The sequence below is a fragment of the Candidatus Desulforudis audaxviator MP104C genome (genome assembly GCF_000018425.1).
Classification (GTDB): domain Bacteria; phylum Bacillota; class Desulfotomaculia; order Desulfotomaculales; family Desulforudaceae; genus Desulforudis; species Desulforudis audaxviator.
This window is the reverse complement of sequence record NC_010424.1, coordinates 1056286-1080090: the sequence shown is the minus strand read 5'-3', so window position 1 is coordinate 1080090 and position 23805 is coordinate 1056286. Positions and strand designations below refer to the sequence as shown.

The following is a 23805-nucleotide window of genomic DNA, read 5'->3' as shown; positions in this document are numbered from 1 at the left end:
TCACCCCTCCAGCAAACCGGCCAGGCGCTCCCTGATGCCGCCGACATCCCGCTGCGACTTCACGGCAACAAAAATCGTATCATCACCGGCCACGGTGCCGAGAATCTCAGGCCACCGCGCGTAGTCGAGCGCGGAGGCCACCCCCTGGGCCGCCCCCGGGAGGGTCTTGACGATCACGAGGCTCTCATTGGCGTTAACTTCCCACACGTAATCCCGAAACAGGCGCACCATCCGCTCCTCGGCAGCGGCCACCGGCTGTTCCCCCGGGGGCAGGTACCGCACCGTCTGACCGTCGGAAGCCTTCAGGAGGCCCAGTTCCTTTACGTCCCGGGAGACCGTGGCCTGGGTGACTGCAAAACCGGCCTTGCGCAGCACCTGCGCCAGTTCCGCCTGGGTGGCTATCACCTGCCGGTGAATAATTTCAATGATTTTACGTTGGCGTCTCGCCTTCACTCGTCTCACCAACCTTTTCAAGGATGATCGCCCAGGCGGGCAATGTAGCGGCGGACCAGTGCAACTACAGTATCGAGGCGCTTCACCGGGCGTTTTCCCCTTGAAATTTGCGGCGCACGAGTTGATAGCAGCTTTTCGGCTCGAACCTTACCAAACGGCAGGGGTACTCCGACCGCCGGACCTGCAAAACGTCTCCTTCCCGGATCGTCCAGCTTTCTTGCCCGTCCAGGACCACCTCAGGCTTTACGGCCGGACGCGTCAGGTACACCCGGATCCTGCTTTCTGGACCCACCACCAACGGGCGGATCCAGAGACTGTGCGGGCAAAGCGGAGTGACCAGGACAGCCCCGAGGTCCGGGGCCAGTATGGGTCCCCCAGCCGACAGTGAATAAGCGGTGGAACCCGTAGGCGTGGAGACGATCAGCCCGTCGCCCGCATACCGGGCTACCGGCTCACCGTCAATTTCAAACTCCAACTCGATCGCTCGCAGGGTCGCACCCCGGGACAGCACAACATCGTTCAGGCAGAATCCGCGGTGCAGGATCTCACCGTGCCGGAGCAACCGGGACTCGAGCATCAGCCGGTTCTCGGTGAAAAACCGCCCATTTGCCAGGTCCTCCAGCGCCGCGGCCACCCCGGCCGGCTCCACCTCGCTCAAGAACCCGAGCCTGCCCAAGCGCACGCCCATTATCGGCACCCCCAGGTCGGCGAACATCCTGCTACCGGCCAAAACAGTGCCGTCCCCGCCGAGGGTGATCACCAGGTCGATCCCCAAGCGCCGGGCCTCGGCCAACCCCTTCCATTCACCGGACTCGTTCTCCACGTACACCGCGGTCATATCACATCCGGCACACCGCGCGGCGATCTGATCAACCACGGGCTCTATCCGGGAGCGGGGGATCAGCCGGTTAATCACCAGGGCGATGTTTTTCAAAGGTGATCTTCCTTTCGTTCAAACGGGTCCACCAGGTCCGGACAGCGCACCGTGCGCTTCATCCACCACCCGCCGCACGCCGGCCGGCAAGTCGGGCGCTGCCGGCCGCCCTTTCTGAAAGTATACCAGATATTCGATATTGCCCTGTGGACCGCGCACCGGGGAGTAATCCAGCGCCCGCACTCCCCACCCCAGGGTTTGCGCCTCCTTCAGGACGCCCAGCAGCACCTGGACGTGCACGTCCGGGTCCCGTACCACGCCCTTTTTCCCCACCAGGTTCCGCCCGGCCTCGAACTGCGGCTTGACCAGGACTACCCCCTCCGCACCGGGCGCGGTCAGTTCGTCGACCCTGGGGAAAACGAGCCTCAGGGAGATAAAGGAAACGTCAATGGTGAAGAAAGAAGGACGTACTTCCAGGGCCGCCGGTGAAAGGTGACGGATGTTGGTCCGCTCCAGGACCACCACCCGCGGGTCCCGGCGCAAACTCCAGTCCAACTGGCCGTACCCGACGTCGACGGCGTAGACCAGGGCCGCCCCGTGCTTCAGGGCGCAGTCGGTGAATCCCCCGGTGGACGCGCCGACGTCCAGAACCACTTTTCCCTGCAGGTCAATCCCGAAAACCTGCAGTGCCTTCTCCAATTTGAAACCCCCACGGCTCACGAACGCCAGGTCCGGGCCGCGGACTTCAATATCCGCATGAGGGTCCAACTTCGTTCCCGGCTTGTCCACCCGGACCCCGTTTACAAAAACAACCCCGGCCATGATCGCCGACCGGGCGCGTTCGCGGCTGGGGAAACAGCCCCTGGAGTGCAGGAGAATATCCAGTCTTTCCTTGCGGCTCACGCCTTACCTCAGCAACCTCGGCGCCAGCTTCAGCCTGGCCCGCTTTCTTTTCTCACTTTCCGCCGTGCGGACCACGCGGTCCACGGTCAACCCGTACTTGGCCCGCAGCAGGTGCGGGGCACCGTGCTCGATAAACACATCGGGAAGGCCGATCAACTGTACCCGGACGTCGGTAAGGCCCTTAGCGACAAGGAGTTCCTGAACGGCACTGCCGAATCCGCCGGCGATCACGTTTTCCTCCAATGTGATCAGGCGCCCGGTGCGGCGGGCGTAATGGCAGATGCACTTCTCGTCCAGCGGCTTCACGAACCGGGCGTTGACCACGGACGCTTCTATTCCCCGTTCAGCCAGAATTTCGGCGGCTTTGACCGCCGTCGGCACCATGTTTCCGATAGCGATCAACGTAATATCGTCCCCTTCGCGGAGCACTTCCGCCCGTCCGATGGGCAACGCCACGAGATCCTGGTCCAGCGCGCAGCCCGTTCCCGTGCCCCGCGGGTAGCGCACGGCGATCGGACCCTCGTGTTCCACGGCCGTTTTCAGCATGTGCTGGAATTCGTTTTCGTCTTTCGGGGCCATCATCACCAGGTTGGGAACCGGGCGCAGGAAGGAGAAATCGAACACTCCCTGGTGGGTGACACCGTCTTCGCCGACGATCCCACCCCGGTCCAGGGCGAACACCACGGGAAGCTTCTGGAGACACACGTCGTGCAGCACCTGATCGTAGGCCCGCTGCAAGAAGGTGGAATATATGGCCACCACCGGACGGTAGCCTTCAACCGCCAGCCCGGCGGCCAGAGTGACCGCGTGCTGCTCCGCGATCCCCACGTCAAAGAAACGCTGCGGGAACCGGCGTGAAAACGGCCCCAGGCCGGTACCCGACGTCATTGCAGCGGTGATCGCCAGGATGCGGCTGTCCGCTTCGGCCAGTTGAACCAGTGTCCGGCCGAATACTTCGGTGAACGAAACCCTGGCGTCGGTAGGCGTATTCCCCGTTGCCGGGTCGAACGGGCCGACCCCGTGAAACTTATCCGGGTTTTTCTCGGCCGGGGCATATCCTTTGCCCTTTTTGGTCAGGACGTGCACCAGCACCGGACCTTCAACCGCCTGGGCCTGCCGGAACACGTTCAGCATCGCGGGGATATTGTGTCCGTCGATCGGGCCCAGGTAAGTGAAACCCAACTCCTCAAACAGCATCCCGGCGACCACCAGGTATTTCAGACTGTCCTTGATACGTTCAATCCAGCCGAGCACCCGTGGACCGATGGCGGGGATCCGCCGCAAGAGCGACTCCACTTCGTCCTTGCTCCGAGAGTACATTGGGTCGGTGCGCAGCCGGGAGAGGTAACGGGCCATGGCGCCCACGTTTCTGGCAATGGACATTTCGTTGTCGTTTAAAACGACAATGAGCCGGCATCCCAGGTGACCGGCCTGGTTCAGCGCTTCGAAGGCCATCCCGCCCGAAAGTGCACCGTCCCCGATCACTGCCACCACGTTTCGGTCCTCCCCGCTTAAATCCCGGGCAAGAGCCATGCCCAGCGCGGCGGAAATCGAGGTGCTGCTGTGCCCGGTGCCGAAGCAGTCGTACTCGCTTTCGTTCCGGTTCGGAAACCCGCTCAAGCCTTCGAACTGGCGCAGGGTGTGAAACTGCGACTTGCGGCCGGTGAGAATTTTGTGCACATAGCACTGGTGGCCTACGTCCCAGACGATCCGGTCGTCGGGAGCCCGGAATACGTAGTGCAGGGCCAGCGTCAGTTCGACGACTCCCAGGTTGGGGGCCAGATGCCCGCCGGTGCGGGAGACGGTGGACACAATCAGATCGCGGAGCTCGGCGGCGAGTTCGTCAAGCTGATCCGGGGTCAGCGCCCGGAGATCGGTCAAGTGGCTTATTCCGTCCAGCAATCCCAAGAAGCGATCATTCCCTTAACGAGACTTGCGCTGGCGACGGCCGGGCTCGGCGCGCCAAAAAACCAGTCTTTCGAATCCAGCCAGAATTTTGCCGACTATAAAAATGATTTGAGTGGCTCTCCGGACGGCGATCCTTTTGCCGTAAGCCTTGCCGGTGACAATCAGGGAGGCGATCACCGCCGTGATCAAAACGCTGAAAACGATGGCGTCTATGTCGGGATGTGTCAGGACCACCCGTGTGATCAGGCCGATGCCCAATGCCCCGGCCACGATGCCGGCGATGTCGCCGATTACGTCCTGGGTGAAGTTGGCCACCTTATCCCGGTTTCGCACCAGGTACACACTGTGCTGCGCCCCGAATACCTTCTTGGCCGCCTTGGCGTGAAACGGCGCCTCCCGGGACGCCGCCGCGGCGGTTCCGATAATATCAAAAACCACGTTGATGGCGATGATTATCACCAGTAGAAAGAGGGCGATCCCAAGGTTCGCCACCTGCCTGACCGTTGTCTCGGCAAACAGGCTGATGACAATGGTCGCCACCAGGGTTCCCAGACCCACCATCACCAGGTGCCGGTAGGATGGAGGGCCGTTGTCGTTCGCCAATGGCGTGAACACCTCTAAATCGCAGTCAGGCCTCGACGACCGGCAGCGGTACAACTTCCGCCTTTTAAGGTCTGACCTGAATAACTCAGGGGTAAGTGACAGCGGGTTGGATAAATATTGTAGCTTAGGTCCAGCAGGTTTTCCCGAACCGCCACCCGCCGTCGCCGAACGGGCGGTTTCCCTTTAAGGCCGTCCCCGGACCGTTGCCGGCACCGGTACTGGATTACCACTCAGACTACACTGCAATCCCCAGCCCGCCCCTTTCGGACAGCCTAGGAGCTTTCCCCGACAGAAGACCCCTTCCCTAGCCTCTTTTGCAGTCATGGTTTCAACCTGCACCCCATCGGCAGGGGCCCCCGCGTCCAGGGGCGCATTCGGCGGCATCCACCATGACCACTCAAGGCAGGCTACACTGCACGCAGCTTCTCCCCACGTACAGGTTTACACCCCAAGCCGTAGTTCGCCGCGCTCCCCACGCACTTGGGTCTCCGCGGGGACGGGGTCAACGCCTGCATGCCGTTGCAGCTCGCCCCATCCCCTTAACCCCCAGCACCAGCCCCCGACTGGGCGTCGGCAGCCGGCACCAGGAACTTCATCGATGTGCCCTTAGCGGATTTTTAGGCCCGCCTTCGCAAAAGGGGTTTCTGACTAGGATACTGCGTCACTTACCCAAACTTGGCTCTGTTTTAGCTTTTGTCCTGCACGTAATCATAGCATACGGCCGGGTTCGGGGCAATCTCCCTGAACGCATCCTAAACTCCGGTCCGAGGCCTCTAAACCTCGGCTTCACCTTTTCCGCTTAAAATTCTCGTGACACGATGAATTCCGCCGCCTGGCGCAGGAAATCCGCCTCAGGCCCAAACTCTTCAAGGGCTGCCAGGGCGGCCGCAGAACTTTCGGCACCGCGCCGCCGAGCCGCTTCTAGGCCGCACACCGAAACGTAAGTGTGTTTTCTGTTCCGGGCATCGCTGCCCACCGCCTTGCCGGTCTGCTCAGCGTATCCGGTGACGTCCAGAATGTCGTCAGTGATCTGGAAGGCCAGCCCGAAATGTTCGGCAAATACGGTCAGCCGCTCCAGCTGGACCGGACTGGCGCCCCCCAAGACCGCTCCGGCCCGCACCGCCGCCCGGAAGAGCGCTCCGGTTTTGGCCCGATGTACGGCTTCCAGTTCCGCCTCACTGACGGTTCGGGAGACGGATACCACGTCGAGCGCTTGGCCCCCGATCAAACCCGCTGTGCCACAGGCCGCGGCGACCTCCTCTACGACCGCCAGGATTCGTTCGGCCGCAAGCCCTCCGTCCCGGCGGCACCCGGCGAGGACCTCAAACGCCAGGGCGAAAAGGGCGCTTCCGGCCAACAGCGCCACCGCCTCGCCGAACACCCGGTGGTTGGTCGGTTTGCCCCGCCTCAAGTCATCGTTGTCCATGGCGGGCAGGTCATCGTGAATCAGGGAGTACGTGTGGATCAGCTCAATCGCACAGGCCGCCGGCAGCACCAGTCTTTCCGGGGCTCCCACGGCTTGCGCGGCGGCGAGGGTCAGGGCCGGACGGAGCCGCTTGCCGCCGGCAAACACACTGTACCGCATCGCTTCGTGAATAACCGGGGGATTCTCCGAAGCCTGCCGCAGGTATCGGTCCAGCGCCGCGTCGATTGTTTCCGCCTTTGCAGCCAGTGCCTGCAAAAACATGCTCAAAACTCACCGCCTCCATCACCCGCCCGGTTACGGCCGGTCCCGTTACGCGCCAGTACCTCCAAACGCTGTTCGGCCGCGTCCAGCATCCCGTGACAGTGGCCGGCCAGTTCCACTCCCTCGGCAAAAAGGTCCAAGGCCTCCTCCAGTGGCATTTCGCCCTTTTCCAGAAGCTGCACGATCTCCTCCAGGCGCCGCAGGGCCTCTTCAAAGCTTCTGCCGCTCACTTCCCCCCGTTCCTCCCCATCGCAAGCCCAAGCCGCCGGACCACCGTCCGTTCCACAAGTTTCTCAACCTCGGCCGCCTGATCGCCGAGCCGCTTCGTTTCTCGCACCAGCCGTTCCACCAAAGCCCGCTCCTCTATTTGACGGGCGTTGATCAGCACGTTCATCAGTGCGCTCCTCACGGATGCCGCCGCGAGGTAAGCGGCCACCCCGGCGTCACTCAGGGCCTGTTCGTTGCCGATGGCCGCCAGGCGCTCAGCCAGCCTGAGGGTCTCCAGCCCGGCTCGCGCCACCTCCAGCGGGACTTCCGCCGCCTGGCTCAGGGCCGCCTGAATGGCCATACGGCGCTCCTCCTGCTCCTGGTCGGTATTTTGGGCCATTCTATACGTTTCGAGCAATCGCGCAAAAGCGGTAGAATCTTCGCTCGCCAGGGTCTCCAATTCCCGGCGCAAGCCCCCCGCTTCCTTCAACAGCGCCCGCACCTCGGGCTCCACGTCTCGGTAACGGGCCCGGCCGAGAGTCAGTTCGGCAACCATCGCCGCCATCGCCGCCCCCAGCGCCCCCGCGACCGCGGCCGCACTGCCGCCCCCCGGTGTCGGGTCCCCCGACCCGGCACGCTCCAAAAACTCGCCCAAAGACCACTCACGATAGTCCATTACCGGTTTCCCCCGCCATCTACGCCTTGCATCTTCATCGCCTGCAACAGGTTTTTCATCACCAGCACGGTGGTAACACTGCCAACCCCGCCCGGCACCGGCGTGATGGCCGAGGCCACCCCGCGGACCGTCTCGAAATCCACGTCCCCCCGGAGACTCCCATCCACCGCGCTGATCCCGGCGTCCACCACCACCGCTCCCGGTTTAACCATCCCTGCCCCGATCAGTCCGGCTCTCCCGGCCGCGGTCACCAAAAGGTCGGCCTGCCGGGTGTGTCCGGCCAGGTCAGCCGTCCGGGTGTGGCACACCGTCACCGTGGCATTTTCGCCCAGCAACAGAAAAACCAACGGTTTGCCGACAGTCTCACCCCGGCCAACAATCACAGCGTGTTTGCCGGCAATTTCAATGCCGTAGGCCCGTAAAATCCGGAGGCAGCTCAAGGGCGTGGCCGGGTACAGGCCCTCGATCCCCGACATCAGGCGGCCCCTGTTCAGCGGGTGCACCCCGTCCACATCCTTGAGCGGCGAAATCGACTCCAGCGCCCGCTCCCGGTCCAAGTGGCGCGGCAGCGGCAACTCAAGAATAATCCCGTGCACCGCAGAGTCGGCATTCAAGGCCTGCAGCCTTTCCAGGAACTCACCGTCGTTGGTTGCGCCGGGGAGTCGGTGCAACCTGAACTCGATGCCTAGGCTTTTCGCCACCCGCTCCTTGGCCCGGACGTAATGCACCGCTTCCGGGTCATCGCCTACCAGCACGGCATCCAGGCGCGGCCTGATGCCCCGCTGGGAGTATTCGCCTACGGCCGCGGCAATCTCTTGCCGGATCACCGTCGCTACCGCTTTTCCGTCCAACAGGGTCGTCATTTAATGCCTCCCTGAAGTGCCCGAATCGATACGCCGCCGGATTTCCGGAGCGCCCATCCAGCCCTGAAGCGCCGTCCTTATGCTTCCCGATTGACTTCGGTCACGGGTTCCGGCTCGGAAATGTTTCTTCCACCAGGCAGGAAAGTCCTCCCGCGTGCAGCCAAATGATCACCCGCTCCCCCGGAGAAACACCGTCCGCGTCCCGGACGATCCGTCCGTCAGCCCGCCGGCAGATGCTGTACCCCCGTGCCAGCACCTGCAGGGGACTTAAGGCCTCGAGCCGGCCAGAAAGCACCGCCAGCCGGGACCGTCCTTCTCCGGTACGCCGGCCGATCGCCCCGCCCAAGCGCTCTTCAAGGCTCCGCACCACTTCCCGACGGCGCCGGCACAACACTCCGGGACTCGCCATTACCGGGCGCTGCCGCAACGCCTCCAGCCGAACCCGGTAAACCGCCAGGCGGTGACGAACCGCCCGGCCCAAGCGGGATTCCACGGCCGCGAGGCGCTCCCGTACCGCCCGCTGATCAGGTACAACCGCCTCGGCGGCCGCCGATGGGGTAGGAGCGCGCCAATCGGCCACCAGGTCGGCGACCGTGACGTCTTTCTCGTGACCCACGGCTGATACCACCGGTATCCTAGATTCAAAGATGGCACGCGCTACCACTTCGGTGTTGAAGGCCGCCAGTTCCTCCGGCGCACCGCCTCCCCGGCCGACAATGATCACGTCCACCCCGCCGGCCCCGTTCAAGGCGCGGATGGCCTGCGCGATTTCATAGGGGGCGGTCTCCCCCTGCACGGATACCGGGGCCAGCAGCACCCGGGCCGGCGGCCACCTCCGGCGCATTATCGTCAGGATATCCTTCAAGGCCGCACCCACCGGGGAGGTGACCACCCCCACCGTATCCGGCAGGGCGGGGAGAGCCCGCTTGCGGGCCGGGTCAAAAAGTCCCTCGCGCTGCAGCTTTTCCTTCAGGCGTTCCAGGGCGGCGTGCAGCTTTCCGGCGCCTTCGGCCTCCGCGCCCTGTGCGTAAAGCTGGTACTCCCCGTTGCGTTCGTAGACTCCCAGGTATCCACGCACCACCACCGTCGTCCCGTTCTCGAGGGGAACCCCCAGACGGGAGACCTGGGAACGAAACATCACCACGCGGATTCGGGCGGCTTCATCTTTCAGAAAGAAATAAAGATGGCCCGACGGATGGCGGGTACAGGCCGACACCTCGCCGCGTACCCAGACGTGGGCCAGAAAAGGATCGGATTCCAGGCGCTCTTTGATGTACCCGGTCAACTCCCGTACACTGACGATTCGCATTTCGCGCGCCACCGGTCCCCAAAAATCAGCTTTTCTATTCCGGACGATATTCCTCCGGCTCTTCCACCACTTTGCCCAGAATCCCATTCACAAACCGCCGCGAGTCCTCAGTTCCGAACGTCCTGGCCAACTCAAGCGCCTCGTTCACCGCCACGTTGATCGGGATGTCGTCACGGAAGAACACTTCGTAGAGCGCCAGCCGGATAATATTCCGGTCTACGTTGGCCATTCGTTCCAGGCGCCATTCGTGACTCACCCGGGAGATTATTCTGTCGAGCCGGTCCACCTTCGCCAAAACGCCGTCCACCAGTTCTTGGGCGTAAGCAAAATCCTCGGTATTCAGGCCGAACAACTCCATGGTCCGCGCAAAGGCACGTTCTCCGGAAATGCGGGCGACTTCAGCCTGAAAAAGAACCTGCAGGGCGGTCTCTCTCTGACGTCTTCTCTTCAACCGCGTCACCTAATGACCGCGCCGGAAGCGGTCCCAGAGTTTCTCCCAGTCGGTGCGTTCGTCCACCTGCTTACCGATGTAGTAGCCGAACGCCACCATTAACGCCACGAACAACGCCCGCCAGAACCCGTAGCTGATGGCAAACCACCCGAACAGTAGTCCCAGGACGACGCCGCCGACCTTACCCCAGTGTCCATCCAAAATATCAATCAGTCTTGTGAACAAAGAGAACCACCTCGCTACTCCACCCGGCCCTTCGAAATGGCAAAGTTCTCTATTTCAATTCTTACCCGGTTTACCGTGAGACCGGTGACCTCGCGGATCTGATCCTGAACCAACTGCTGTATCACCCGTGACATTTCGGGCACGTTTATGTCGGGGCTGGCGATCACCTTCAGGCGAATTCCGATGCCTCCGTCCTCAGGACCTACCTTGGGCCGTACCTCCCGAATCCCGGGTACCGGAGACACCACCTTCTCAATCAGGTTCTCAAGCGCGGTCAGCGACACCCGCACCTGTCCGAGAGCGCTCTCGTCCACAATGGCCTGGCTTTCCTTTTTCCGGCGCAGGCTGACTCCCAGAAGCCGCAGTCCCGCCAAAAGAAAGACGCCCAGAACACCCGTCGCCAATGCGTTGTGTTCCGGGCGAAGAAGCACTTCTAGTTGGGTTGGGGCCACAACCCCGGTGAAAATTAAGATCCCGATCACGATGCTTGCAGACACGGCCAAGGCGTATATCGCCAACAGGCCGCGGTCAAACGGCCCCATGCTCTAACCTCCTTGGCGCTACCGGACCCGTGTTTCTACTTCCTCCGGCTCTTCTTCCTTGCCGAAGGCCACACCCTGAACGTGTACGTTCACTTCCACAACCTTCAAACCGGTCATTGTTTCAACGGCCCGTTTAACGCTGGTCTGAACCTGGGTGGCGACATCCGGGATGCGGACCCCGAAGTCGACAATCACGTACAGATCAATGGCCGCTTCCCTTTCTCCGACTTCTACCTTGACCCCCTTGGCCAGATTCTTGCGCCCCAGCCGCTCGGCGATGCCTCCGACCACTCCGCCGCTCATTCCGGACAGGCCCGGAACCTCAATCGCGGCCAGGCCGGCCACAATGGCTACCACTTCGTTGGCAATCCGTACGGCCCCTATTTCTCCCTTCACTTCGGAAACCTGCTCAGCCATTCACTAGCACCTCCTGAATGTTCTTGGTTTCTTTTTATTGTATACCAGGATCAGGATATAATACAACCGGGTTAGATCTATTCCAGGTTCCGTGTTCTCAGGGGAATATGCGCCGCTGGACGAAATTGGTGTAGACCTCGCCCCTCCGGAAAAAGGCGTTGGACAACACCCGCTGGTGGAAAGGTATCGTGGTCGGCACTCCCTCAACCACGAATTCCGCGAGTGCCCGCTCGGCCCGGTCGATGGCTTCGTCGCGGTCCCGGCCCCAGGCCACCAGCTTGGCCAACAGGGAGTCGTAGTAAGGGGGCACTACGCAACCGGGATAGACCGCGCTGTCCACCCGTATCCCCGGCCCGCCCGCCGGGAGGTAAGCCGTAATCCGGCCCGCCCGCGGACCGAAGTTCGCCCAGGGGTCCTCGGCGTTGATCCGGCACTCGATCGCCCAGCCGTTAATCTTCACGTCGTCCTTACCGAACGACAGCTTTTCTCCGGCGGCCACCCGGATCTGTTCCTTCACCAGGTCCAGGCCGGTCACCATTTCCGTTACCGGGTGTTCGACCTGAATCCGGGTGTTCATTTCGATGAAGTAAAACCGGTTCTCGCGGTCTAGCAGAAATTCCACCGTACCGGAGTTGTAGTAGCCCACAGACTGCGCCGCCCGCACGGCCGCATCCCCCATCTGCCGGCGCAGCTCCGGAGTGAGTGCGGTGGACGGCGCCTCTTCGAGCAGTTTCTGGTTCCGCCGTTGGATGGAACAGTCCCGCTCCCCGAGGGATAGAATGTTGCCGTGCCGGTCCCCGAAAACCTGAATCTCGATGTGACGCGGCTCCTCGATATACTTTTCCAGGTAGACGTCGCCACTGCCGAACGCGTTCTGGGCTTCGCTCTGGGCCGCCTGCAGGGCCCGGGACAGGTCGGACTTGTTGTGGGCCACCCGCATCCCCCGTCCGCCACCACCGGCGGAAGCCTTGATCAGGACGGGATACCCGATTTCCTCCGCCACCGCGAGGGCGTGGTCTAATCCGTTTACGGCCCCTCCCGAGCCCGGCACGATGGGCACGCCCATTTTCCTAACCAGTTCCAGTGCTTCCGCTTTGGCCCCCATTTTGGCGATAGCCTCAACAGGCGGCCCGACAAAAGTGAGGCCGCAGCTTTCGCAGACTTCGGCGAAGTGGGCGTTTTCGGCCAGAAAACCGTAGCCCGGGTGGATGGCGTCGGCCCCCGATAGTTCGGCGGCGCTGATGATGGCGGCGATGTTCAGGTAACTGCGGGTCACGTCCGCCGGACCGATGCAGTAGGCTTGGTCCGCCAGACGAACTGGCAGGCTGTCACGGTCGGCCTCCGAATAGACGGCGACCGTCTTTAAGCCCAGTTCGCGGCAGGCACGAATAATCCGGAGCGCGATCTCTCCCCGATTCGCAATCAATACCTTCTCCATTTAATTCTCCTCGAGGCATTTATTTAGGGGCAATCACAAACAGTGGCTGCCCGTATTCCACTGGCTGCCCATTCCCAACCAATATGTCCACAATCTCTCCGGCTACTTCCGCCTCAATTTCGTTCATTAGTTTCATCGCTTCGATGATGCACAGCACCTGGCCCTCCTGCACCTTGGAACCCACCTCGACGTAGGGCGGCGCGTCGGGAGCCGGCGAACTGTAAAACGTGCCCACCATAGGAGCTGTAACGGTCACCGTGTTCGCCGCCGGCTCGTGCGGCGGTGCCTGGACCGCGGGTTTGGCGCCTCCCTCCAGCGGGGTGGCCTGTTCTGGAGGACGGTTCTCCTCCCCGGTTCCGCCCTTCTTGATCACAATCTTGATCCCTTGGCTTTCCAGGCAGAACTCCTTGATGTCGGTTCGATCCAGCAGCTTGACGAGTTCCCTAATTTCCTCCAAGTTCATGCTTCTTGCCTCCTTGCCCTTCACTGCACCTGGCTTATTAACCGGGGCGGGTCGATTTTCCTTCTTTTCCGGCGCCAGGCGGGCCTCGAAAAACTTTTTGGCCACTTGCGGGAACAGGGCGTACGATAGGACGTCCTCCTCGCTGGTAGCGAGGGCACCGATTTCCTTTCTCATTTTTTCCAGTCTCGGTTCCAACAAGTCGGCCGGCCGACAGGTAATGGGCTCATTGTCACCGAGGATGTCACGCATGACTTCCGGATTCAGCTCGCCCGGCGGCTTTCCGTAAAGACCCTGGACGTAGTTCTTGACCTCGCCGGGCACCAGCTTGTAACGCTGACCGGTCAGTACGTTTAAGACAGCCTGGGTACCGACGATCTGGCTGGTCGGGGTCACGAGCGGCGGGTAGCCGAGTTCCGCCCGTACTCGCGGTATCTCGGCCAGCACCTCCTCCAGCCGGTGCAGGGATTTCTGTTCCTCAAGCTGGGAAACCAGGTTGGAAATCATGCCTCCGGGAACCTGATGGTCAAAGACGCGCATGTCGTGAATACGGGTTACACCCCGATCATACCCTTCCCGGCGCCTCACTTCCTCAAAGTACTCGGCGATCTCGAACAGGACCCGGATCCGCAGTTTGGTATCGTAGGGTGTTCCCCGCAGGGCCCGCACCACGGTTTCCACCGGAGGTTGAGAGGCACCGAAGGCCAGCGGCACAGAAGCGGTGTCGACAACGTCAACCCCCGCCTCGGCCGCCTTCAGGTAGGCGCCCACGGCCATACCGCCGATGTAGTGGCAGTGCAGCTGTACCGGTAGCTGCAGCTCTTTTTTGAACAGGCTCACCAATTCGTAGGCTTTATAGGGGGCCAACAGCCCAGCCATGTCCTTGATGCAGATGGAATCGGCCCCCAGTTCGGCCAGGTCCAAGGCGGTCCGGAGAAAATGTTCGGTGGTGTGCACGGGGCTGACCGTATACACCACCGCCGCCTGTACGTGTGCCCCGGCTTGCCTGGCGGCCCGGATGGAGGTCACCATGTTCCGGACATCGTTCAAGGCGTCGAATACCCGTATGATGTCGATCCCGTTGGCCACCATCCGGTGCACAAACGCTTCGACGATATCGTCCGGGTAGTGGGTGTACCCCACCAGGGATTGACCGCGCAAGAGCATCTGCAGGGGTGTGTTCCGGACGTGCTTTTTGATCAGGCGTAAACGTTCCCAGGGGTCTTCGTTCAGATAGCGCAAGCACACGTCAAAGGTAGCCCCGCCCCAAACCTCCAGCGAGTGGTAACCCACCGCGTCCAGTTTCTCAAGGATCGGCAGCATGTCGGCGGTACGCATCCGCGTGGCCCATAGGCTCTGATGGCCGTCCCGCAAAGTAGTGTCGGTAATCCGTAGCACAGACAAATAATCATACCTCCCGCGCTGAGCAAAGCCCGCTTTCGCCGCAATAACCAGCGTGACTTGATTATAACGGAGCCTAGCGGGTTTTGGAAATAGGCGGGTTACAAGTATACAAAAAACAAGAAGATTTTTGCCCTTGTACCATCAAATATGGCAATTATGACCTAAATTCGCCCGGATGTCCGATAACCGTCACGTCCTCCGGCATGATCCCCGCCCCGCGTACAACCAAGTTGATGATGCCGGTCGCCTGCTCTTCGGAAGTCAGATCCGGCACCACCACGGTGGCCCGGTTTTCTTGAAAGAACACCGCCGCATCGCGAAAGCCTTTCGCCCGCAGGATATTCTCCAGGCTGGTTTCCCGTTCCAGGTCCCGGGTGATTTGAAGCAGCCGCTCCTGGGCTGCCGCCCGTTGGGTCTCACCGGCGCCGGGATCCTGCGCCACCGTTTTCAGTAATTCGACCTGACGCCCCCGGGACATTTCCCGCTCGAGGCGGTACTCGATAAAAAAGTTCCCTTCCGATTCAGCCGCCGGTTCATCGGCGGCCGGTTCCACGGCTTCCGGCCGAGGCGGGACTTCCGGGTCCTGAACCGGTGGTCGCAGCACCCAGGCGCAGACCAGGATTGAGGCCAAGACCAAAAGGCCCACTATCCGCAAGGATTTACGTTCAAAGGTCCAGAATCGCACCAGGCCATCCTCCTTAGAACTTTTTGGGCAGCACCAGAATCCGGTGCGGTTCCACTCCCAAAGCGACCCGGGTGGCCCGGAAGAGCTCCGCCTTGATCTCGGGGTTCCGGGCACCCTCGGCCACCACGAGGACGCCGGTCACCCGGGGTGCCGTTTCCCGCTCCACCACCGGCATCTCGTATCCCCGGTCCCCTCGGACCACCACCAACTGCCCGGAATCGTTCACCTCCGTGGTCACCCGGGTGGTGCCGGCCGGGTCTTTTTCATCGATCACTCTCCGGCCGGTGGTCTGGTTGAGCGCGTATTCGGAGGTGGTTGATCCCTCCAGCCGGATGACCACGTCCACCCGGCCCGCCCCGGAGATCTGCTGGAGCATCACCTCCATCGTACGTGCCAGGTATTCCTCTTCGGACTGGATCTGTAAACGGGCCTGGAGGGGGGGCGAGCCCCCCGGCTCGGGTACCGTCAGTGCGTTCACGGGCACCGTCGGTTGCGGTCCGCCAAGATCAAGGTGCCCCAGAAGCAAAAGAAACACGCCGAGCGCGGCCAATACCAGCAGCACAACCTTCTGGTGCTTCTTGGACCCGCCACCGGTCGCGCCGGCAATCAAATCACTTAGTTTCATCGGTTATCACACCTCCATCCCACAAATCAGTACCGCACACTGACCTGCTCGCGGGTCAGGCCGTAGAAGTCGGCTACCAGCCCGCGGAGCCTGGCGACCGCTTGCGGATCGACCGCGGGCTCCGCTGCCGGGAACGCGCCGACCGGCACGTCGCCCGCGTCCCCGTGCTGCACGCCCAGAATCAATATCACCTCCTTGAGGCGTCCGAACTCCCCGACCGCTCTTCCTTCTTCGAGCCGCACGCGCACGTCCGCTACGGGTACTTCCTGATTCAGCCCGGCCAGGGCCCGGATCTGGCGGGCCAACCCTTCTTCGTACTCGTCCAGGGCCCGGGTCTGTCCCACCTGCCACAGCCGTTCCCCCTCCCGCAGAATCTCCCGGGTCCCTGCCCGGTCGGGCTGCCCGAGGGTGACCCACGAAAGGTCGGCGGCCAGATCCCGGTTCCAGAAGCTCACCGCCGCCTGCAGTACCGCAACGATGATCAAAAGCCCCAGGACCATGCGGACGTACCGGCGCAGGTCGCCCTCCGGCAACAAAAGCTCCAGAACCACAGCCAGGATTACAAGGATCACCAGTTCCCGCACCAGACTCTGCAGTGTTTCCAAGGCGCCGACCACACCTCCTACCGCAGCATAACGGTCAGGTTGCCGAGCCCGGCCATCAAGGCCAGCGCAAAGAAGAACAGGAGCGCACAGGTGGCCACCACGCCGAAAACGGCGACAATGCTGTTGCCCAAGGTGTTCAGGCACTCGGAGAGCCTGGACTCCCCCAGCGGCTGGACGAGCGCGGCGGCCAGCTTGTAGATGAACACCAGGACGATAATCTTGAGCAGGGGGAAAAGCGCCATCAAGAAAATGAGCACCAGGCCGGCCAGACCGACCGCGTTTTTCACCAGCAGGGACGACCCGACGATCATCTCCATCGCGTCCGAAAACATTTTCCCCACTATCGGCAGGAAGGCCTGGGAGGCGTACTTGGCCGTCCGGAAGGCTATGCCCTCGGTCACCGCGCTGGCGACTCCCTGGATGGTCAATACCCCAAGGAAGACCGTAGTCAGCACGCCCATTATTCCCAGGCCCACAAACCGCAGGAAATCGGCCAGCCGGGAGAGGGAGAACCCGGTGGCCAGGTGACTGATCATTCCCAGGATAGCGGAAAAGAAGATCAAGGGAAAAACCACGTTCTTGACCACGTTGGCCGCGGCGTTCATCACAATCACGATCACCGGGTGGATCAGCGCCGCCGAGGCAAACCCGCCCACCGCGCACAACAAGGTCAGCATCACCGGCAGCATGGCGTGCATGAATACCACCATGTTTTCTATCGCCTCCCGGCCCGTATTCAGGGCGATGACGAACGACCCCAGAGCGATGGTGATGAGGGCCAGGTAGACCGCGGTATACGCCATTCGGCTGGTGGTGGACTTCTCAAAGGCGCCGGAAATGTTCTGGAGCACCGCGCAGATCACGGCCAGCACCACCAGCTTGCCCAACAGGGCGGCACTGGCGAGCACCTCCTTGAAGAAGTACCGCCAGATAGCCGCGGCCAGGTTCCCTGGAGTGTATCCGAGTTCGCCGCGCGCCAGGGAGGCCACCAGGCTCTTGAAGTCCAGGTCGGGCAGGGCGTTGTCGACTTCGGCGCGCAGCACCCCGACCGCCTCGTCAACCCGGCGCAGGTCGAGTTCGTGGAACAGATCGTCGCCGGCGTCCGGCGCTTGCGCCCAGCACAGCCCGGGAACCCCGAACAGTAAAATCACCAGCAGACCGACGCACAAACCCCGTAACAAACCGACCGCCACCTAACCCAGTATTTTCATCAGGATGTCCAACACGGCCATCACAATGGGAATGGCCAGGACCAGGATCAGGATCTTCGCCGCGAACTCAATCTTGGCCGCCAGGGCACCCTCACCGGCGTCCCGGCAGAGTTGGGCCCCAAAATCGGCGATGTAGGCGATACCCACGATTTTCAGAATCACGCCCAGATACACAAGGTTTACGTTTGCCCGGTTGGAAAGGTCCTTGAGCACTTCCACAATCGCCCCGATCTTGCCGAGGACCATCATAAAGAGCATAATCCCGGCGGCGAGGCTCACCAGGAGCGCGATTTCAGGCTTGTACTGTCTCAGGATGACTACCAGGACGGCCGCCACCAGGCCAAACCCTACAATTTGGGTGATTTCCACGCCCGACACCTGCCTAGAACAACCGGAATACCGTCTTCACCTGGGCAAAAAGGTTGCCGAGCAATTCAATCACCCACATCAGGACAATCGCCACCCCGGCCAAGGTGGCCAGGTGGGCCTGGTCTTCCTTGCCGGCATGCTTCAGCAACGAATGGAGTACCGCGGTGAGAAGGCCGACTCCGGCAATCTTGAAGATCAGGTCGATGCTTACGTTCACGCTCCCCCTCCTCAGACTAGAATCAACACTACCGCACAGCCGGCAAAGAACCCCAGGTACCTCCACAGCCTGACGTTGCGCCGGGCCTCGTCCTCGGCCTTCAGGATCTGCGCCTGGAGCCGTTCGCGCGCCACTCGCAGGTGCCGGGCCTGATCCTGACGGTCGGAGGTGCCAAGCACCTTCCCCACCCCCTCCAGGACCGCCAGGTCCTCAGGCCGGAGATACGAGTCCGGCTGGTACTGCGCCAGCGCCCACTCCCAGGCCTCCTGCGCCGTGGTGCCCGCTCCGGCGGCCAGCTCGGCCTGGGCCCGGATAAACAATCCGGATACGCACTTTTCCGCCCGGCTGCCGACCTGTTCCAGGGCTTCGGCCAATGGGGCGGCCGCGTAAACGATCTCGGTCTCCAGCAGGTTCAGGGCGGAGTGCATGGCCCGCAGTTCGTGCGGGCGGCGCGCGTAACCCCGGGCCACCAGCAATCCCAGGGCCCCGGCCGAGCCGATCAAGATCACCGCCCCGGCTAGCTTGAACATGCGGACACCCCCATGGGTCGCTGCGTGTGCCCGTCGATGATCGCCTTCAGTGCTCCCGGGCCGCGCGCGTACTCCAGAATCACGAACCGCTCGATGATGCGTCGGCGCAGGATGTAGCGCAGCACCGGCCGGCCCCGCAACTCGTCCAGCGACGCGGCGTGAGCGGTGGCCAGAATCTTCACGCCCGCGTTCAGCATTTCCTCAAGCGCCGTCACATCCTCGCGCCGCCCGATCTCATCAGTCGCGATCACGTCCGGGGAAAACGCCCGGAGCAGCATCATCATCCCCTCCGCTTTGGGGCAGCCGTCCAGAACATCGGTGCGGGGGCCGACATCCAATTGAGGAACGCCCCGGTAACAGCCGGCGATTTCCGAACGCTCGTCAACCACCCCCACCGTCAGGCCAGCGAACCCGAGCCGGGGGACCCCGGCGGAAAACTGGCGCACCAGGTCCCGCAACAGGGTGGTTTTGCCGCAGCCCGGCGGGGAAATGATCAGAGTGTTGTAAGTTGCCCGCGAACCGTGCACCAGCCAGGGCAACACCCGGTCCGCAGCCCCCGGTACCTCCCGGCTGATCCGGAAGTTCACCCCAGAGAGATGTTTCATGGTCCGCACCGCACCCCCGTCGGTGACCACCCGGCCCGCCAGCCCAACCCGATGCCCTCCCGGAACGGTGACAAACCCCTGACGGAGTTCGTCTTCCACCGCGTACAGCGAGGAACCGGTCACCAACTCGACCGTCCGGGCCACATCGTCTTCCCCCACCCGGTAGGCCTGATGCGGTTCGGCTACGGCCCGGCCGTCGGCCCCCACCATGATTTCACCGCGGGCGCTGCCCAGAACCAGGGGTTTTCCAACCCTGAGCCGGATTTCCTCCAGTTCTGACCAGAGGGACGGGGGCAGCCGCTCAAGTATGCTCCGGAGAAGGGCCGGGAAGTAGCCCAAAACATCCCCGTGCGTTCGGCCGCCAGACTGACTTGCAGGCATCACGGTTTGTCCCCTCCTGGTTACATAGGTATGCCGCACGACCCGCTCTAGACCAAAAAGAGCGGCGCTCGTGAAGAGCGCCGCTCTTTTGAACCTTTCGGGTTATGGCCGGGTGTCCTAGTGGGTTTCGTTTCTGTTGTCGGGGGCGTCCATACGCCCCGGGTTGTGCTTCACGGAAATCTCACCCTCGCAGTGGGGACAATTGACCATCGAAATGCCGCCGTCCTCGGCCAGACGGTCATCCAGACCGACCGTCTCTTCGCACTCCGGGCATACGACGTCCAGGTACTGGGTGTCAATGCCATGCTCGTCCTCGTCGGGATAGATGTCTCTCTCCAGTCCGTAAAGATCTTCGTCAATGCTCTCCAGGTAATCCTCCAGCCGCTCCTGGGACACTTCGAGATCATCCACCGTCTCCGCAAACTCACCCAGGATTTCAACGATTCCCTCCAGGAGCCGGGCCTCTTTGGAATCGGCCGGCATTTCCAGGCCTGCGGCGAGGCCCTGCAAGTAGGCCACACGGGCCTTAAGTCTTGTCATTCAAAGCCAACCCCCTTCTCCTGGGAGACCGCTGCCCGGTCTCCGGTTTCCAAGATTCTTCTAGTATGCGTCCGTAAAGGGGATTTTTAAACATCAGGCTCGTTTTATGTAGGCGCCGGAACGAGTATCCACCTGGATTACGTCCCCTTCCTCCACGAACAGGGGCACCTGGAGCACCACGCCGGTCTCCAGAACGGCCGGTTTCGAACCGCCGGAAGCCGTATCGCCCCTGATGCCCGGGGTGGTTTCAATTACGGTGAGTTCGACGGTATTGGGCAGGTCAACGCCCAGGACCTGGCCCCGGTGGTAGACCACGTTGATGATCATGTTTTCCTTCAGGTACTTCACGCCGTCCCCCAATTGACCGGCGCTCAATCCCACCTGGTCGTAGGTTTCGTTGTCCATCAGATAGTAGTTTGCGCCGTCATTGTAGAGGTACTGCATCTCCTTGCGCTCCAGAATCGCCCGGGGGAGTTTCTCCCCGGCGTTGAAGGTCCGCTCGGCGATGGCCCCGGTGCGCAGGTTCTTGAGCTTGGCCCGGACAAAAGGCGAGCCTTTGCCCGGTTTCACGTGCATGAACTCGATGACCTGGCACGGGTCCCCGTCGACTTCCACGGTCAGACCGGTGCGAAATTCGTTAGTGGAGATCAAACTACCGCCTCCTCCGAAAATGTATCCTAGACGCTAAACAATCGGTCCTTGGCGGTGCCGGTCAGGACCTCGGCACCATTCTCCCGGACCACCACCACGTCCTCGATGCGCACGCCGCCCCGCCCGGGCAGGTAGATGCCCGGTTCAACCGTGACCACCATGCCGGCTTCTAGGGTCTCCGTACTGAACCGGTCCAGGCGTGGCAGTTCGTGAACCTGCAGCCCCAGCCCGTGCCCGGAACCGTGCCCAAAATAATCTCCGTAGCCGCGGCCGGCGATCACTTCCCGGACCACGCGGTCCACCTCGCTCGCCGGAACGCCGGCCCGTACCGCAGCGATACCGGCCCCCTGTGCCTCAAGCACAACCTCGAAGATCTCCTCCTGCCAGGGCTCGGGCGCGCCTCCGACCAGCACGGTGCGGGTGAAATCAGAGCAGTAGCCGTTACAGACCGCCCCGAAGTCCATCACCACCAGGTCACCGTGCTCCAGCAGTTTCCCCGATGCCGCCCCGTGCGGCAGCGCCGCGCGGGCCCCGGAAGCCACAATTGTCTCGAAGGCTATCCGTTCCGCTCCGCGGTGCCGCAGGTGAAACTCCAGTTCCAGGGCGATCTCGCGCTCCGACCGGCCCGCCTCGATGTAATCCAGAATCTCGGCGAAGGCTTCATCCACCAAGCTGACCGCCCGCCGGATCTTCTCGATCTCGGGTTCTTCCTTTACCGCTCGCAAGCCCTCGACCATATCCTTCACCGGCTTAAGCTCCACGGCCGCCAGGACCTCCGCCATCCGCAGGAACTGCTGGTGGGTGACATGCTCGCTCTCAAACCCCACGGCCATGTCCCGGTGCTCCGACAAGATTTCGGCTAGATGCTCCGGCCACGTTTTTTCGATCTCCATGATCTCAAAAGCGTACGCCTCTTCAGCGGCTTGCGTGACGTATCTCGAATCGGTGAACAGCAAAGCTTTTTCGGCGCTGACCAGCAGTACCCCGGCGGAACCGGTGAAACCGCTCAAGTAGCGGACATTGTCCCGTCCGGTGACGATCAGGGCGTCCAACCCGGACTTGCTGATCAACTGTTTTACGCGTTCCACCCGCTTAAGCACGACTCATTTTCCCACGCGAAACCAGTTCGACGGCCGCCCGCAGTCCCAGCAGGTAACCCGCCGTTCCGAAACCGCTGATTTGTCCCGCCGCGACCGGAGCAATCACCGACCGGTGGCGAAACTCCTCCCGGGCGTGAATGTTGGTCAGGTGCACCTCCACCACCGGCAGGCCCACCGCCGCCACCGCGTCCCGCAGGGCGATGCTGTAGTGGGTGAAGCCCGCGGGATTGAACACCACCGCGTCCACGGTGCCGGGAGCGCCGTGCAGGCGCTCGATCAACGCCGCCTCCGAGTTGGACTGGAAGCACTCGAGGTCCACGCCCAGTTCGGACGCCAGTTCCTGCAACCGGGCGTCGATGTCCGCCAGGGTCTCATTACCGTAGATCCCGGTCTCCCGCCGGCCCAGGAGATTCAGATTCGGGCCGTGCAGCACCAGTACGCGCAACGGACTACACCCCTTCCCCCCAAACGTCTTGCTCAACCACTGACGGAAAGCCTGCTGATGCGCACCGTCGGCGCTCCCTTGCCCCCAAAGAAGCGCAGGTCTTTTCCGACCGCGTCCACTGCCTTCAGCAACTCCCCGATGTTCCCGGCGATCGCCAGTCCCCGAACCGGACGAACCAACCGGCCGTTTTCGATCCAGAGTCCGGTGGCACCCACCGAGAAATCTCCGGAAATCGGATTGGCGGTGTGCATGCCCATTACCTCACCCACGTAGAAGCCCGTATCAATCTCACCGATCAGTTCCTCCGGGCTCTTCTCTCCCGGGGCCAGGAAGAAATTCGTGGTGCCCACCTCGGGCACGCCTTTATAAGACGATCGCACCCCGTTGCCGGTGGAACTCACCCCGTCCTTCGCCGCCGTGTAGGTGTTATAAAGGTATCCCTGCAGGAGTCCCTTTTCGATCAGGACCGAACGGGACGAGGGGACTCCTTCCCCGTCAAACGGTGCCGACCGCACTCCACCCTCAAGGGTGCCGTCGTCGACAATGGTCACGTGTTCGGAGGCCACCGCTTCGCCTACGCGACCCGCAAGCAGCGAACGGCCCTTCTGGACCGCCTCGGCCGTCAGAGCCGGGGCCAGTACCCCCAGGAGACTGACCATCACGTAGGGGTCGAAAACCACCGGCACTTGCATTCCCGCCTGGGAGCGCGCCCCAAGCATGCGCACCGCCCGTTGGGCGGCTTCCCGGCCCACCTCTTCCGGGTTCAGATCGGCAAAGCGGGGTTTGAAGTCCAGGGCGAAACCCGTCTGGTGATCCTCACCTTCCCGGGCGGTCAGCGCGATGTACAGCCCGCACGCCGACCCCCGGTAGTAGGCGGACACGTTCGCGCTGCTGACAATCCCAACCTCGACCAGGCCATCCTGGTAGGTCGCACTCTCTACAATGGTCACCCGGGGATCGTAGGCACGCGCCACTTCCTCCATCCGCCGGGCGAGTTCAATCTTCTCGTCAATTTTCTTCTCCGGCAGCCGGGGGTCGAAGATATCGACCTCCGGGTATGCCGGGACCGGATCAGGCAGACGGTGGAATTCGTCCTCGGCGGTCAGGGCGGCGCATGCCACTGCCCGGCGGGCCATCTCCTTCAACCCTCCGGGCGATAAGTCAGTGGTATAGGCGTACCCGAACCGGCGGCCCCGGAAAACCCGCAGTCCCAACCCCTTTTCGGCCGCACTCTTGGTGGTTTCAACTCGGCCGTCCCGGACCTCGATCTCAATACTGGTGCCGCTCGTCAAGTAAGCTTCGGCTGCATCGGCACCCGCCCCGAGCGCCGCTTCCACGGCGCCGGCAGCGGTGGCCAGAAAATCAGTGTCCGACATCGGGCAACATAGCTTCCCTTCTGTTTTGACCCTGTTTTGTGAGCA

General features: G+C 62.3%; 29 protein-coding genes. All 29 read right to left on the bottom strand.

The annotated features are described in order from the left end of the window. A complete protein-coding gene (argR, locus tag DAUD_RS05180) occupies nt 1-453 on the bottom strand; it encodes an arginine repressor (RefSeq protein ID WP_012302128.1) in 453 nt (150 codons plus the stop codon). An 82-nt stretch (nt 454-535) separates the two neighbouring features. Next, nucleotides 536-1387, bottom strand: a complete 852-nt coding sequence (locus DAUD_RS05175; RefSeq protein WP_012302127.1) for an NAD(+)/NADH kinase — start codon at nt 1385-1387, stop codon at nt 536-538. Between the two features lie 18 nt (nt 1388-1405). Further along, a complete protein-coding gene (locus DAUD_RS05170) occupies nt 1406-2230 on the bottom strand; it encodes a TlyA family RNA methyltransferase (RefSeq protein ID WP_012302126.1) in 825 nt (274 codons plus the stop codon). A gap of 3 nt (nt 2231-2233) precedes the next feature. Continuing rightward, entirely contained in the window at nt 2234-4132 is a 1899-nt protein-coding gene (gene dxs, locus DAUD_RS05165) for a 1-deoxy-D-xylulose-5-phosphate synthase (protein ID WP_456298444.1), read from the bottom strand. 21 nt (nt 4133-4153) lie between these two features. After that, entirely contained in the window at nt 4154-4741 is a 588-nt protein-coding gene (locus DAUD_RS05160; protein ID WP_012302124.1) for a hypothetical protein, read from the bottom strand. Between the two features lie 799 nt (nt 4742-5540). Next, nucleotides 5541-6428, bottom strand: coding sequence for a polyprenyl synthetase family protein (locus DAUD_RS05155; RefSeq protein ID WP_012302123.1), 888 nt, complete (start codon nt 6426-6428; stop codon nt 5541-5543). A 2-nt stretch (nt 6429-6430) separates the two neighbouring features. Beyond that, entirely contained in the window at nt 6431-6658 is a 228-nt protein-coding gene (gene xseB / locus DAUD_RS05150) for an exodeoxyribonuclease VII small subunit (RefSeq protein ID WP_012302122.1), read from the bottom strand. Further along, complete coding sequence (locus DAUD_RS05145; RefSeq protein ID WP_012302121.1) at nt 6655-7311, bottom strand: cyclodeaminase/cyclohydrolase family protein; 657 nt, start codon at nt 7309-7311, stop codon at nt 6655-6657. The genes xseB and DAUD_RS05145 overlap by 4 nt, the downstream gene beginning before the upstream one ends. Beyond that, nucleotides 7311-8174 carry a bifunctional 5,10-methylenetetrahydrofolate dehydrogenase/5,10-methenyltetrahydrofolate cyclohydrolase gene (locus DAUD_RS05140; protein ID WP_012302120.1) on the bottom strand — a complete coding sequence of 288 codons (864 nt, stop codon included), beginning with the start codon at nt 8172-8174 and terminating at the stop codon, nt 7311-7313. Before DAUD_RS05140 ends, DAUD_RS05145 begins: the two co-directional genes overlap by 1 nt. 100 nt (nt 8175-8274) lie before the next feature. Then, nucleotides 8275-9483, bottom strand: coding sequence for an exodeoxyribonuclease VII large subunit (xseA, locus tag DAUD_RS05135; protein ID WP_041570834.1), 1209 nt, complete (start codon nt 9481-9483; stop codon nt 8275-8277). Between the two features lie 34 nt (nt 9484-9517). Beyond that, nucleotides 9518-9943 (bottom strand): transcription antitermination factor NusB, encoded by a 426-nt coding sequence (gene nusB / locus DAUD_RS05130; protein WP_456298437.1) that lies wholly within the window; start codon nt 9941-9943, stop codon nt 9518-9520. Beyond that, entirely contained in the window at nt 9944-10159 is a 216-nt protein-coding gene (locus tag DAUD_RS05125) for a DUF2273 domain-containing protein (RefSeq protein ID WP_012302117.1), read from the bottom strand. A 14-nt stretch (nt 10160-10173) separates the two neighbouring features. Then, complete coding sequence (gene amaP, locus DAUD_RS05120; RefSeq protein WP_012302116.1) at nt 10174-10701, bottom strand: alkaline shock response membrane anchor protein AmaP; 528 nt, start codon at nt 10699-10701, stop codon at nt 10174-10176. 18 nt (nt 10702-10719) lie between these two features. Beyond that, nucleotides 10720-11118 carry an Asp23/Gls24 family envelope stress response protein gene (locus tag DAUD_RS05115; RefSeq protein WP_012302115.1) on the bottom strand — a complete coding sequence of 133 codons (399 nt, stop codon included), beginning with the start codon at nt 11116-11118 and terminating at the stop codon, nt 10720-10722. A gap of 97 nt (nt 11119-11215) precedes the next feature. Beyond that, nucleotides 11216-12556, bottom strand: coding sequence for an acetyl-CoA carboxylase biotin carboxylase subunit (gene accC, locus DAUD_RS05110; protein ID WP_012302114.1), 1341 nt, complete (start codon nt 12554-12556; stop codon nt 11216-11218). A 19-nt stretch (nt 12557-12575) separates the two neighbouring features. Then, nucleotides 12576-14420: an acetyl-CoA carboxylase biotin carboxyl carrier protein gene (accB, locus tag DAUD_RS05105; RefSeq protein WP_012302113.1), complete on the bottom strand. Its 1845-nt coding sequence runs from the start codon at nt 14418-14420 to the stop codon at nt 12576-12578. Between the two features lie 154 nt (nt 14421-14574). Then, nucleotides 14575-15105 (bottom strand): SpoIIIAH-like family protein, encoded by a 531-nt coding sequence (locus tag DAUD_RS05100; protein ID WP_012302112.1) that lies wholly within the window; start codon nt 15103-15105, stop codon nt 14575-14577. A 13-nt stretch (nt 15106-15118) separates the two neighbouring features. Further along, nucleotides 15119-15730: a stage III sporulation protein AG gene (locus DAUD_RS05095; protein WP_012302111.1), complete on the bottom strand. Its 612-nt coding sequence runs from the start codon at nt 15728-15730 to the stop codon at nt 15119-15121. 26 nt (nt 15731-15756) lie between these two features. Further along, a complete protein-coding gene (spoIIIAF, locus tag DAUD_RS05090; protein ID WP_012302110.1) occupies nt 15757-16335 on the bottom strand; it encodes a stage III sporulation protein AF in 579 nt (192 codons plus the stop codon). 17 nt (nt 16336-16352) lie between these two features. After that, a complete protein-coding gene (gene spoIIIAE / locus DAUD_RS05085) occupies nt 16353-17516 on the bottom strand; it encodes a stage III sporulation protein AE (protein WP_012302109.1) in 1164 nt (387 codons plus the stop codon). Nucleotides 17517-17528: 12 nt separating this feature from the next. Further along, on the bottom strand, nt 17529-17915 hold the full coding sequence (gene spoIIIAD, locus DAUD_RS05080) for a stage III sporulation protein AD (RefSeq protein ID WP_012302108.1): 387 nt from the start codon (nt 17913-17915) through the stop codon (nt 17529-17531). 13 nt (nt 17916-17928) lie between these two features. Then, nucleotides 17929-18132, bottom strand: a complete 204-nt coding sequence (gene spoIIIAC, locus DAUD_RS05075) for a stage III sporulation protein AC (protein WP_012302107.1) — start codon at nt 18130-18132, stop codon at nt 17929-17931. Nucleotides 18133-18143: 11 nt separating this feature from the next. After that, nucleotides 18144-18662 carry a stage III sporulation protein SpoIIIAB gene (gene spoIIIAB, locus DAUD_RS05070; protein ID WP_012302106.1) on the bottom strand — a complete coding sequence of 173 codons (519 nt, stop codon included), beginning with the start codon at nt 18660-18662 and terminating at the stop codon, nt 18144-18146. Continuing rightward, nucleotides 18650-19648, bottom strand: a complete 999-nt coding sequence (spoIIIAA, locus tag DAUD_RS05065; protein ID WP_012302105.1) for a stage III sporulation protein AA — start codon at nt 19646-19648, stop codon at nt 18650-18652. Before spoIIIAA ends, spoIIIAB begins: the two co-directional genes overlap by 13 nt. Before the next feature lie 117 nt (nt 19649-19765). Further along, entirely contained in the window at nt 19766-20188 is a 423-nt protein-coding gene (locus DAUD_RS05060) for a CD1247 N-terminal domain-containing protein (RefSeq protein WP_012302104.1), read from the bottom strand. 93 nt (nt 20189-20281) lie between these two features. Continuing rightward, complete coding sequence (gene efp, locus DAUD_RS05055; RefSeq protein ID WP_012302103.1) at nt 20282-20839, bottom strand: elongation factor P; 558 nt, start codon at nt 20837-20839, stop codon at nt 20282-20284. Nucleotides 20840-20865: 26 nt separating this feature from the next. Further along, nucleotides 20866-21939 carry a M24 family metallopeptidase gene (locus DAUD_RS05050; RefSeq protein ID WP_012302102.1) on the bottom strand — a complete coding sequence of 358 codons (1074 nt, stop codon included), beginning with the start codon at nt 21937-21939 and terminating at the stop codon, nt 20866-20868. Then, the gene (gene aroQ, locus DAUD_RS05045; protein WP_012302101.1) at nt 21932-22384 is read right to left on the bottom strand and encodes a type II 3-dehydroquinate dehydratase; all 453 of its coding nucleotides are present in this window, start codon (nt 22382-22384) and stop codon (nt 21932-21934) included. Before aroQ ends, DAUD_RS05050 begins: the two co-directional genes overlap by 8 nt. A gap of 32 nt (nt 22385-22416) precedes the next feature. Then, the gene (locus DAUD_RS05040) at nt 22417-23760 is read right to left on the bottom strand and encodes a TldD/PmbA family protein (RefSeq protein ID WP_012302100.1); all 1344 of its coding nucleotides are present in this window, start codon (nt 23758-23760) and stop codon (nt 22417-22419) included. Between the last annotated feature and the right edge of the window lie 45 nt (nt 23761-23805).